At 68.3% G+C, this 11,427-nt stretch carries 9 protein-coding genes; 4 read left to right on the top strand and 5 right to left on the bottom strand.

The genetic code is table 11. The features are described 5' to 3' along the window. Positions 1 to 25: 25 nt before the first annotated feature. Genes IRZ30_RS12065 through lpdA form a run of 3 tightly spaced genes read right to left on the bottom strand, consistent with a single transcriptional unit; the run spans position 26 to position 3,485 of the window. The gene (locus tag IRZ30_RS12065; RefSeq protein ID WP_294085439.1) at positions 26 to 1,012 is read right to left on the bottom strand and encodes an alpha-ketoacid dehydrogenase subunit beta; all 987 of its coding nucleotides are present in this window, start codon (positions 1,010 to 1,012) and stop codon (positions 26 to 28) included. 11 nt (positions 1,013 to 1,023) lie between these two features. Then, complete coding sequence (locus IRZ30_RS12060) at positions 1,024 to 2,046, bottom strand: thiamine pyrophosphate-dependent dehydrogenase E1 component subunit alpha (protein ID WP_294085438.1); 1,023 nt, start codon at positions 2,044 to 2,046, stop codon at positions 1,024 to 1,026. 44 nt (positions 2,047 to 2,090) lie between these two features. Further along, positions 2,091 to 3,485, bottom strand: coding sequence for a dihydrolipoyl dehydrogenase (lpdA, locus tag IRZ30_RS12055; RefSeq protein ID WP_294085437.1), 1,395 nt, complete (start codon positions 3,483 to 3,485; stop codon positions 2,091 to 2,093). 353 nt (positions 3,486 to 3,838) lie between these two features. Between lpdA and IRZ30_RS12050 the strand changes: the two genes are divergently transcribed. Then, positions 3,839 to 4,174 (top strand): SWIM zinc finger family protein, encoded by a 336-nt coding sequence (locus IRZ30_RS12050; RefSeq protein ID WP_294085436.1) that lies wholly within the window; start codon positions 3,839 to 3,841, stop codon positions 4,172 to 4,174. 182 nt (positions 4,175 to 4,356) lie between these two features. Here IRZ30_RS12050 and IRZ30_RS12045 read toward each other — a convergent pair whose 3' ends face one another. Continuing rightward, on the bottom strand, positions 4,357 to 5,640 hold the full coding sequence (locus tag IRZ30_RS12045; RefSeq protein ID WP_294085435.1) for a glycosyltransferase family 87 protein: 1,284 nt from the start codon (positions 5,638 to 5,640) through the stop codon (positions 4,357 to 4,359). Between the two features lie 283 nt (positions 5,641 to 5,923). Here IRZ30_RS12045 and IRZ30_RS12040 point away from each other — a divergent pair, with 283 nt between their 5' ends. Beyond that, positions 5,924 to 7,036: a citrate/2-methylcitrate synthase gene (locus IRZ30_RS12040; protein ID WP_294085434.1), complete on the top strand. Its 1,113-nt coding sequence runs from the start codon at positions 5,924 to 5,926 to the stop codon at positions 7,034 to 7,036. A gap of 150 nt (positions 7,037 to 7,186) precedes the next feature. Here the strand turns inward: IRZ30_RS12040 and IRZ30_RS12035 are convergent, their stop codons facing one another. Next, positions 7,187 to 8,353 (bottom strand): sulfite oxidase, encoded by a 1,167-nt coding sequence (locus tag IRZ30_RS12035; protein WP_294085433.1) that lies wholly within the window; start codon positions 8,351 to 8,353, stop codon positions 7,187 to 7,189. Positions 8,354 to 8,666: 313 nt separating this feature from the next. Here IRZ30_RS12035 and IRZ30_RS12030 point away from each other — a divergent pair, with 313 nt between their 5' ends. Further along, positions 8,667 to 10,298 carry an amidohydrolase family protein gene (locus IRZ30_RS12030; RefSeq protein WP_294085432.1) on the top strand — a complete coding sequence of 544 codons (1,632 nt, stop codon included), beginning with the start codon at positions 8,667 to 8,669 and terminating at the stop codon, positions 10,296 to 10,298. Between the two features lie 147 nt (positions 10,299 to 10,445). Next, entirely contained in the window at positions 10,446 to 11,276 is an 831-nt protein-coding gene (locus IRZ30_RS12025; protein ID WP_294085431.1) for a hypothetical protein, read from the top strand. Positions 11,277 to 11,427 lie beyond the last annotated feature (151 nt).

Genomic DNA, 11,427 nt, shown 5'->3' with positions numbered 1-11,427 from the left:
GGGTAGGGGGGTGAGGGGTGGTCCCTCAGAATGCCGCGAGCTGCTCCAGCGCGGCGCCGATCTTCTCCGCGTTGGGCAGGTAGGCCTGCTCCAGCGGTGGGCTGAAGGGCATGGCCGGTACCTCCGGCCCGGCGACGCGCATGATCGGCCCATCGAGGTAGGGGAAGGCTTCCTCGGCGATGAGCGCCGCGACCTCGGCCCCAACCCCGCCGACCTTGTTGGCCTCGTGGACGATCAGCACCTTACCGGTCTTGGCCACCGAGGCCAGGATCGTCTCCTTGTCCAGCGGGCGGAGCGTGCGCAGGTCGATAACCTCGACGCTGCTGCCGTCCTTCTCTTCGAGCGCGTTGGCCGCGGCCAGCGACTCGTAGAGCATCATCCCGTAGGAGATGATGGTGACGTCGGAGCCTTCCTTCACTACCTTTGCCTTACCGATCGGCACGGTGTGCCCGTTCTCGGGCACCTCGTCGCGGATCAGGCGGTAGGCCTTCTTGTGCTCCAGGAAGAGGACCGGGTCCGGGTCATGGATGGCGCTGCGCAGCAGCCCGGCGGCGTCTGCCGGGTTGACCGGCGCGACCACCTTGAGACCCGGCTCGCGGGTGAAGGCCGACTCAAGGCTCTGCGAGTGGTAGAGCGCGCCGTGGACCCCGCCGCCGTACGGCGTGCGGATTACGATCGGGCAGTCGAAGTCGCCCCCGGAGCGGTAGCGGATCTTCGCCGCCTCGTTCATGATCTGGTCCATGGCCGGGTGGATGAAGTCGAAGAACTGGATCTCGGCGACCGGCAACAGGCCGTGCAGGGCCGCGCCGATGGCGACCCCGACGATCGACGACTCGGCTAGCGGGGTGTCGATCACGCGTTCCTCGCCGAACTCATCGATCAGTCCGGCGGTGACGCGGAAGACGCCGCCCCGTTTGCCGACGTCCTCGCCCAGCACGATGATGCGGTCGTCGCCGCGCATCTCCTCGAACAGGGTGTCGCGGATCGCATCAATGAGGAGTTTGGTGGCCATCGCCCGCCTCCTTAGCTGCCGTAGACGTGGAGCATCAGCTCGGCCGGATCGGGATACGGCGCCTGCTCGGCGAACTCGGTGGCGTCGTCGATCTGCGCCTTGATCCGGGCACGAATGTCGGCGTCCTGCGCTTCGGTCAGGACGCCCTGCTCCATGAGGGCAGCGCGGAAGCGGACGATCGGGTCCTGCGCGCGCTCAGCCTTGAGTTCCTCAGGATCGCGGTACGTGCGGTCGTCGTCGTCGCTGGAGTGGGCGGTCAGCCGCTGGACCTTGGCCTCGATCAGCGTCGGCCCGCCGCCCGCACGGGCGCGGTCGACCGCCTCCCTGGCGACGGTGTAGACGGCAACCGGATCGCCGCCGTCCACGGTGACGCCCGGCATGCCGTAGCCCGCGGCGCGGTCGGCGACGTTCTCGATCGCCATCTGCTTGCGCTGCGGGACGGAGATCGCGTAACCGTTGTTCTCTACAAAAAAGACCACCGGAAGCCGGTGGATCGATGCGAAGTTGAGCGCCTCGTGGAAGTCGCCCTGACTCGTGCCGCCCTCGCCGACACAGGTCCAGGCGACCGTGTCTTCGCGACGGTACTTGGCCGCCAGGGCGATGCCGGTCGCGTGGAGGACCTGGGTCGCGACCGGACTGGAGCCGGTGATGACGTTGTGTTTGCGGGAGCCGTAGTGCCCCGGCATCTGCCGGCCCGCACTGGTGGGATCACCCTTGCGGGCCAGCAGGCTCAACATCAGCTCACGCGGGGTCAAACCGAAGTACAGGACCATGCCCAGGTCCCGGTAGTACGGGACCAGCACGTCCTTCTCCGGTTGGAGTGAGAAGGCTGCGCCAACCTGCGCCGCTTCGTGTCCCTGGCACGAGATCACGAAGGGGGCCTGACCGGCGCGGTTGAGCAGCCACATGCGCTCGTCCAGCGACCGGGCCAGGACCATGTACTCGTACATGCGCACGAGATCCGATTCGGTGAGACCCTTGGGCGCCGTTGCCCTGGTCTCAATACCTACGCCCCCGGAATCGAACTGCTTCATGACGCAGCCTCCTTCGGCTGGGGAGCCAGCATTGGCTCCGACGGTCAGATGTGGATAGCCATGCCGTCCACAGCGAGCGCCGCCTCACCCAGAACCTCGGAGATGGTTGGGTGCGGGTGCACGCTGAGGCCGATCTCCCATGGGGTGGCTTCCAGCAGCGAGGCCAGCGCCGCCTCGCCGATCAACTCGGTGGCGTGCCCACCGATGAGGTGCACGCCCAGAATCTCGTCGGTCTCGGCATCGGCGATCACCTTGGCGAAGCCGTCGACTTCATCCTCGATGAGCGCCTTGCCGTTCGCGCGCAGCGGGAACTTGCCCACCTTGATCGTGCGCCCCTCTGCCTTGGCCTCGTCCTCGGTGAGGCCCACGCTGCCGATCTCGGGGTGGCAGAAGGTCACGCTCGGCACCTTCTTCAGGTCCAGCGGCATCGGCTTCTTGCCCGCCAGCAGCTCCATGACGATGATCCCCTGGTGCATCGCGGTGTGCGCCAGGAGCTGCTTGCCGATCACGTCGCCGATCGCGTAGACGCCGTCGACTCCGGTGAACCCGAAGTCATCGGTGACGATGTAGCTGTCCTTCGTCTTAATGCCCAGCTCTTCCAGGCCGATGTCCTCGATGTTCCCCTGGCGCCCGATGGCGACCAGCAGGGTGTCGGCCTCGATCCGCTCCTCCTTGCCGTCCCGCTTCACGCGCAGCTCAACACCGCCTTCGGTGATGTTGAAGTCCTCGGCGGTCGGGCGGTAGTCGGGGATGATCTTGATGCCGGCCTTGGTGAACGAGCGGGTGAGCTGCTGCGAGACCTCGCGGTCCTCGTTGGGCACCACACGCCCGACGAGCGTGACTTCGCAGCCGAAGTCGCGGTAGATCGTGGCGAACTCGACCCCCGTGGCGCCGCCGCCGCGGATGATGACCCGCTTCGGCAGATCGGGGGACCAGGTGGAGTGGTCGCTGTTGATGACCCGCTTGCCGTCGAACTCGATGCCAGGGATCGCGCGCGGGCGGGAGCCAGTGTCGATGATGATCGCCTTGCCGGTGACCTCCTCGGTGCTGCCGTCCGCCTTGGTCACGATGACGGTGCGGTTGTTCTTGAGGCGGCCGACGCCTTCATAGATATCGATCTTGTGCTTCCGGAAGAGGAACTGAAGCCCCTTGTAGTTCTGCTCGACGATGCGGCCGGATCGCTCGATGGCCTTCGAGTAGTCGATCTCGATGCCGGTGGCGGTGACGCCGTACTGCGCGCCGTCCCGCATGAGCCGCGCGACGGAGCCGCTCTTGAGCAGGGCCTTGGTAGGGATGCAACCGCGGTGCAGGCAGGTGCCGCCGACCTTGTCCTTCTCGACGACGGCGACTTTCAGCCCGAGCTGCGCGCCTCGGAATGCGGCCGCGTACCCGCCGGTCCCGCCGCCGAGCAGCACAACGTCGTATGACTCCCCTGGCATGCCTTCTCCCCTCTACTGCGCTGTAGCGCCGCACTCCCGGCGGGTTTACGGGGCGAGGCCGGCCCGCTGTCCGCACCCATGCACCCGAGACCACCGCATGGTGCCTCGGAGCGGGCGGGGATTTGCTGCGGGGCTGTCGTCCACGGGAGGCGGTCGCACCTTCTATGCCAACCTTGGCAATCCGGCCCTCCTTGCCCCACTGAAGCAAGTATACCGTGCCCCTCGAAAATCGCGCTCTGTCGACTGTACGAATGGGACGCCGTCAAGCCACCAAACGTCGCCACGACGGGCAATTCGGCCCCCAATTTGGCATACTTAGGCTCGACATAAGCGACCAGGACTGGGGACTGACGATGACTACGATGCTGGAAACCATGGTGTCGGTCGCGACCTGGCGGCGGCTGGCGGAGAAGGCGGCGCGGGAAGGGCTGCGTGCCTACCGGCTCAACGGCGACCGTCGTGCTTGGGCGGTCACGAGCCATAGCCAGACCGACACCGCCTACGAGGTGACGATCCTCGACGGCGATCTCCTCTGCTCCTGCCGCGGGAGCGCCTTCCGCCCCTACTGCAAGCACCGCGCGCTGGTGCTGGCAGAGCTGGGCGTGCTCGACGAGGCCGGATCCGGTGTCGATGCCGAGGGGCGCCCGGTCGTCCCCGACCGGGTGATCGAGGCACTGTACGCGGCGTAGATCGGGCGTGTCCTGCGCGTCCTGACAGAACGATTCCGGCGCGCCGCACGAGATCATTCCGTTCCTGACGCGCGATATGGTGGATAGCCGGCGGCCGGGGTGGGTGTCAGACCTGCCCCGGCCGCACTGCATCATTCCTCGCGCGCTGCACTGCGTGCAGGTGGTGGTGAGGGGAACGGCCCTCACCACCGGCGAGAGCCGCGGGCTGTTCGCGCCTTGGCGAGCGCGGGCTCCGGCGTCGTGTGGCGGATGACGTACTCGGCCGAGAAGATCCAGAGCAGCGCCACGAAGGGCGTCATGACGATCGCGGGCAGTTGGCTCGTCCCGGTCGGAAGGAAGGCCAGGGTCGGGGCGACCCACAGCGCCGCCAGCATCCAGCCCATCACGCCACGATCCCAATCGCCGGAGGTTGGCTCACGGTGGACCGCGTGCCACAGGAGCGCGATTGCCGGCAGCAGGAGCGAGCCGGTGTGAATAAGCGTGTGGTAGCTGAGCAGGCACGTGGCCACCAGCATCAAGGCCGTGTCCGCCTCATCGGCTGGCGTCCCCCGCTCCGGTGCCGAACGGCGCCAGACGGCGACCGACACGCCCAGCAGCGTCAGCGAGATGCCGACAATAGCGATCTCCTGGACCAGCGCTGAAGCGCCCGGCAGCAGCCGGACGACGGTGCCGCGGACGTTGATCATCCCCGCGACGTTGGTCGCCGTGGTGCCGGCGGGCTGGCTGAGGTCGTGGCTCAGCTTGAGATAGTCGGCCACGCCGGCGTGGCCGAGGATGGCCAACGAGAGCCCGGCCGCTCCCACGCAGGCAATGGTCAGACCGAGCAGCGCGCGCCAGCGTTGCTTGGTGGCCAGGTAGATGATCGGCACAACCAGGAGCGGCGGCTTGATCGCGAGAATGCCGAGCGCAAGCCCGGCCGGCAGATCCGCGCCGCGTCGGCTGAGCACGATGTAGGCGACCACGCCAAGGAACATCAACCCCTCGGCCTGGCCGAGCCGCAGGGTGTAGAAGACGGGGAAGAAGCTGAACGTCACGAGCGGCAGGAGCCAGCCCAGGCGAAGGTTGAGCGCGCGATCCAGGCGCCGCGCAGCGATCCAGAACGCTCCCGCGCTCAGGGCGACCCAGACGGCGAATGCCCCGGGTGCAGGCAACCACTGGAGTGGGAAGGCGATGATTGCCAGGACCGGTGGGGCCACATACGGCTGGAGGATGCGGTCGGACCAGGTCACGTTCTGCGCGGCGATGATGGGGTATTGAGCGAGCCGCTGCGCCCACCAGTCGTAGAGGCGATGGCCGTCGCCGTCAGCGATGATCTGGGCCGCGGTGTAGGTGGTGAGGAAGTCCATGCCGACGTGGGCGAAGAGGCCGTCGACGAGCCGGCTGCCGAGCGCCATGAGGAACTGGACGACGAGCAGGAGCGCGCTGCCGGCCACAATCGCGGTGTGGGCACCTTCGGTGCGGTCCACCCTCCTGCGGTCGGCGGAGGGGCGGACAGCGGGAGCCCGATGGATCCTGGACAGCAGGTCGTTCCTCCTTTCCGAACGCACGACACACGCCGGCCCCCCAATGGCCGGCGAACGCCCCGGAACTTTCACCAACCTGCGTGCCACCGCTGCACCGGCCGCTTTACACGGCGCACGTTCTGCGATAAGGAAAGTGAGGCGGACGGGAAGAATCAAGGCGGTCGGGGGGCGCGCTGCGGCAAACTCACCCCGGCTGCGTTGCGCGAAGGCGAGAGAGGACTGAGTCATGACCGCTCGAGGACTGGAAGGCGTTGTCGCAGGCACGACGCAGTTGAGCTCCATTATCGACGGGGTGTTGACCTACCGCGGCATCAACATCGACGACCTCGCGGAGCACGCCAGCTATGAGGAGGTCGTGCACCTCCTGTTCTTCGGCACGCTCCCCACGCGCGCAGAACTGGACGACCTGCGGAGGCAGCTCTCCGCCCTCCGCCCACTGCCCGACGGGTTGATGACGCTGCTCCGCACCGTGCCGCGGGACGCCGTTCCCATGGACACGCTGCGCACCGCCGTCTCGGCGCTCGGGTTCTATGAGGAACGTCCCAACGACACCAGCCGCGACGTGAGCGTCGAAAAGGCGCTCCGCCTGGTGGCGCAGGTGCCGACCATCGTGGCGGCGCTGGAGCGCCTGCGGCGCGGCCAGGAGCCGGTGCCGCCCCCGGAGGCGACCGACACCGCGCACGCCTTCCTGCTCATGCTCAAGGGCACCGCGCCCGACGAGGTCGAAGTCGATGCGATGAACAAGATCCTCGTGCTCCACGCGGACCATGAGTTCAACGCCTCGACCTTCGCTGCGCGCGTCACGGCCGCGACGCTGGCCGACATGCACGCGGCGGTGACCGCCGCCGTGGCGGCGCTGAAGGGGCCGCTCCACGGCGGAGCCAATGCCGCGGTGATGGCGGCGTTGCAAGAGATCGGCGACCTCGACGGGGTCGAGCCCTACGTCCTCGACAAGCTGGCGCGCAAGGAGCGGATCATGGGCTTCGGCCACCGCGTCTACAAGCATGGCGACCCGCGCGCCAAGTGGCTGCGCGAGATGTCGCGCCGGCTGGCCGAGCGGTCGGGCGAGCCGAAGTGGTATGAGATGTCGGTCCGCATGGAAGAGATCATGCAGCGGGAGAAGGGGCTGTTCCCCAATGTGGACTTCTATGCGGCCACCGTCTACCACTACCTCGGCATCCCAAAGGATCTGATGACCCCGGTCTTCGCCACCAGCCGCATCTCCGGCTGGACGGCCCACATCCTGGAGCAGTACGCCGACAACCGGCTCATCCGCCCTCGGGCCGACTACACCGGGCCGACCAGCCAGCCCTGGGTGCCGATCGACCAGCGGGGGTAGGCTGCCCCGGGCGGGGCGAGATCGTCTGAACCGGCTCGCCCGAGGCGGCATGGTTGCCACGCGGCTGGATTCGGTTCCAGCTCTTACGCCGTCACGACGCCGTGAAGCGCGCGCAGGCCCGCCGGAAACCCCGGCGGGCCTGTCGTCCGCTTACAGCACGATGACGTCGACTGTCTGCACGACGTTGTTGCCCATGCCCTGGTAGGTCCAGGGCGGCGTGAGCGGCTGCGTCTCGCCGTCGGCCGTGGTGGCGCGCACCGCCAGGGTGTGGCGCCCGGGGCGCGCATCCCACTCGTAGCGCCAGCCACACCACGCGACCGGTGACACCGGCGGGTCGAGCGTCGCCTCGGCCCAGGTGGCGCCCTGGTCGGTGCTGACCTCGACCCGTTCGATCGCGGCGCGCCCGGCCCAGGCACGGCCCTGGATGGTGACGCGCCCGGCCTTGACGACGCGCGTGCGGGTCGCGAAGTCGGGGATGCCTGGCGGGACCATCAGCGCGCGGGGCCGCATCCGCGTCACCGGTTCACCGGGGTCGTCGGCGCTCTGGGAGTAGCGGTAGCTCCCCACCATCTGGTAGCCGGTGAACGGCTCGGCGAGGGCCGTGATGTCGGTCAGCCACTTGACGCTGGTCATCCCGTACCACCCGGGCACCACGAGGCGCAGCGGGAAGCCGTGCTGCGGCGGCAGTGGCTCGCCGTTCATCGCCCAGGCCAGCAGCACATCGTCCCGCATCGCCTCCTCGCGGGAGAGGCTGCGCTGGTACGCCTGCACCATACCACCCTGGACACCCCAGTCGAGCCCGGTGAAGACGATGTCCACGGCGCGGGTGTCTAGCCCGGCCTCTTCCAGCAGGCCGCGCAGGGGCGTACCGGTCCACTCGACGGTGCTCACCCCCTCCACGAGCCAGGGCTGGCTGGCCGGACGCGGCTCCAGCAACGCCCGCCCGTTCCCGGCACACTCCAGTGTGACGGCCAAGGTGACCGACGGGCGGGTCTGGAGGTCCGCTAGGGTCAGGCGCAGCGGGTTCGCCACGAGCCCCCCGACCGTCAGGTGGAAGTCGTCCGGCGTGATCTCCGGGATGTCGAAGTGGATCACCAGGTAGTGTAGACCGGTCGGCGTGATCGGATACCGAAGGGCTTCGAGCGGCATCCCGCGGTTCCGGAGCGCTAGTTGGACCTCCTCGCGGTAGAAGCGCTCGTCGGGGCTGAGCCCGCTGCCGTCGCCGACCGTCGGGAACCCCTCGATGGTGTCCCGGTCCAGCGGCCGACCGGGTGGTTCGCTCGTCTGGGCCGGAATCGGCTCGTGCGGGTCGACCATGACGTGCCTCCTTCTCCGAATCCGAGCCCATTGCATCATCGGATCATCCTAGTCTACGACAGATCCGGGGCGATGTGACCCCGTGGGGCGACGACCGGGATTGCGAATCCGTCAAGTGATGGCTCGCACGATTGCGCACCCAGCCGAGCCTTGGTGCGGAGAGGTATGCCGCCGGCACGCGGGGCGGAGTACAGAGTCTTGACGGTCTGGATGACTCCGGAGAGAGTGTGCACGAATGTGTCGGACGCTCGTCGCGGCGGGACGCGCTGCGGCGGCCGGTCCGCTTGTGCGGGCTCGTGGACAGGGAGGTGTCATGGCGGATATCGATGTCCTGATCCGCAACGGCAAGGTGGTCGATGGTTCCGGGAATCCCTGGTTCATCGGTGACGTGGCGATCTCGGGTGATCGCATCCTCGACATCACGCCGCCCGGCATGATCCCGGCCGAGAACGCGCGGGAGGTGGTCGACGCCACCGGCATGGTGGTCTGCCCCGGCTTCATTGATATCCAGAGCCACTCGATCCTGCCGCTGATGGCGGACGGGCGCTGTCTCTCCAAGATCACCCAGGGGGTGACGACCGAGATCATGGGCGAGGCCTGGACGCCGGCACCGGCCGGCGGCCGCTTCATCGACCCCTTGGCGAACGCGTTCTTCCCCATGGATGTCGGTGACTGGGCCGACCGCGCGCCGGGCTGGACCCGCTTCCGCCACTGGTTCGAGGCGCTCACCGAGCGTGGGGTTTCCCCGAACGTCGGCTCGTTCCTGGGCGGCGGCACCCTGTGGCAGTACGCCAAGGGCATGGACATGGGACCGGCCAGCGCCGACGAGCTGGAGACGATGCGCCGGGTGATGGCCGAGGCGATGGAGGACGGCGCCTTCGGCGTCTCCTTCGCGCTGATCTACCCGCCCGACACTTTCGCCAGCACTGACGAGATCGTGGAGGTCTGCAAGGTCGTCGCGCGCTACGGCGGCGTCTACATCACCCATATGCGCTCGGAGTCGGCCGGGCTGCTCGATGGGCTGGCGGAGGCGCTGGAGATCGGCCGGCGCTCGGGCGCGCCGGTGGAGATCTACCATCTCAAGGCGTCGGGCCGGGACAACTGGCACCTGATGCCGGCCACCATCGCGCGCATCGAGGCGGCGCGCGCCGAGGGCCTGGACGTGACGGCCGACATGTACCCGTACACCGCCAGCGGCACCGGCCTGGCGTCGGTACTGCCGCCCTGGGCCGCGGCCGGCGGGAAGTTCTACGAGAATCTGCGCGACCCAGAGATGCGGGCGAAGATCAAGGCCGAGGCGTTGAACCCGTCCGGCGGCTGGGAGGCCCAAGTCGACTCGGCCGGCGCGGAGAACGTCATGCCGGTCGGCTTCGCCAAGCCGGAGAACCAGCAGTACGTCGGCAAGCGGCTCTCCGAGATCGCGGAGATGCGCGGTCAGGATTGGGTCGACGCGGCGATGGACCTGCTGGCCTCGGAGGGGCAGCGCATCTTCACCATCTATTTCAAGATGAGTGAGGACAACCTGAAGCTGCAGCTCAAGCAGCCGTGGGTCAAGATTTCGACCGACGCCGGCGGGCTCGACCCGGCCTGGGCCACCATCCAGGGGCCGACGCACCCCCGCGCCTACGGGACCTACCCGCGCGTGCTGGGCAAGTACGTGCGCGAGGAGAAGGTCATCCCGCTGGAGGACGCGATCCGCAAGATGACCTCGTCGGTCGCGGATCGGCTCGGCCTGCGGGACCGCGGTCTGCTGCGGGCGGGCATGTTCGCCGACGTGGTGGTGTTCGATCCGGAGACGATCGGGGACCGGGCGACCTTCGAGGAGCCGCACCAGCTCTCGGTCGGCGTGCGCGACGTGTGGGTCAACGGCACCCGCGTGCTGCAGGACGGCGAGCACACCGGCGCGATGCCGGGTCGCTTCGTCGCGCCGTGGCGGCGAGCGTAGCGCTCCGGTAGCACGGATCTGACAGGAACACCCGCCGGTGCCGGGGCCGTCCATGCGGCCCGGCACCGGTTCCATTCCGTACGCTATCATCCAGAAGGAGGCGCAGGACGCGCCCCTGAGGTTTGGTTCTCGGGACAGCAGGGACGCATGCCATATCGGTTTCCGGACCCGGCGAAGCGCCATGAGGAGCCGTTCGGCTGGTGGGGCTATCGCTCGGAGCCGCCCAGCCCGCTCTCGATCGTGGAGTTGATCGCGCGGGGCAGCCTCGATGCGCGTACAGCCGCATTCCTCTGGATGGCGATGGCGCGCCGGGCGACGGTGCTGGTGATCGGTGTGCCGCCTGAGGCGGGCAAGACGACCACGCTGACGGCGCTGCTCGCCTTCCTCCCGCCCGACATCCGGCTCATCTACCTGCGTGGCTGGTACGAGCGCTTCGACTTCCTCGGCTCAGCCGACCCTGCCCGCAGCTACCTGCTCTGCAACGAGATCAGCCCCCACCTGCCGACCTACCTCTGGGGGCCCGGCGTGCGGCGGCTGTTCGAAGCGGTGCGGGCAGGCTACGGGGTAGGCGCCACGCTCCATGCCGAGAGCGCGGCCGATGCCTTCCGGACTCTGACCTCCTTCCCGCTGGAAGTCCCACCCGACCTGCTGTGCGGCATTGACCTGGTGCTGACGCTGGGCGTCGGGACGGCGCCGAGCGGGGAGACGCTGCGGCGCCTCGTGCGCGTCGAGGTCATTCACGACCAGGATGGGCAGCCGGATCCGGAGACCATCGCCGAGCGCGACGTCCTCCGTGGGCCGCTGGACTCCCGACCTGGCCGGCTCACCGGGGTGCTGGCGACTCGATTCGGTTACGACGCCGAGGTCGCCATCGCCGAGATGGCGCGCCGCGAGCGATTCCTGGACCGCCTGCGCGAGGACGGCGTGCTCGACGTGGACGCCGTGCGCGACGCGATCCGGGAGTTTGCGGGAGAGTAAGACGGCAGACGTCATGCGTCATGCGTCATGCGTCATGCGTCAACTTCCCCCTCACCCCCGACCCCTCTCGGACGGAGCCCACCAGGGGAGAGGGGAGAAAGGCGAAACACGCAACACGCATCACGGATGACGCATGACGCATGACGTCTGA

The sequence above is a fragment of the Sphaerobacter sp. genome (assembly GCF_019683595.1).
In the GTDB taxonomy this organism is placed as follows: domain Bacteria; phylum Chloroflexota; class Chloroflexia; order Thermomicrobiales; family Thermomicrobiaceae; genus Sphaerobacter.
Note: the sequence above shows the minus strand (reverse complement) of the source record. Positions and strands in the feature narration are given on the sequence as shown.

Coding starts and splice junctions, on each gene's coding strand:
- IRZ30_RS12065 (WP_294085439.1), bottom strand. CDS start 1,012: ATGGCCACCAAACTCCTCATTGATGCGATCCGCGACACCCTGTTCGAG.
- IRZ30_RS12060 (WP_294085438.1), bottom strand. CDS start 2,046: ATGAAGCAGTTCGATTCCGGGGGCGTAGGTATTGAGACCAGGGCAACG.
- lpdA (WP_294085437.1), bottom strand. CDS start 3,485: ATGCCAGGGGAGTCATACGACGTTGTGCTGCTCGGCGGCGGGACCGGC.
- IRZ30_RS12050 (WP_294085436.1), top strand. CDS start 3,839: ATGACTACGATGCTGGAAACCATGGTGTCGGTCGCGACCTGGCGGCGG.
- IRZ30_RS12040 (WP_294085434.1), top strand. CDS start 5,924: ATGACCGCTCGAGGACTGGAAGGCGTTGTCGCAGGCACGACGCAGTTG.
- IRZ30_RS12035 (WP_294085433.1), bottom strand. CDS start 8,353: ATGGTCGACCCGCACGAGCCGATTCCGGCCCAGACGAGCGAACCACCC.
- IRZ30_RS12030 (WP_294085432.1), top strand. CDS start 8,667: ATGGCGGATATCGATGTCCTGATCCGCAACGGCAAGGTGGTCGATGGT.
- IRZ30_RS12025 (WP_294085431.1), top strand. CDS start 10,446: ATGCCATATCGGTTTCCGGACCCGGCGAAGCGCCATGAGGAGCCGTTC.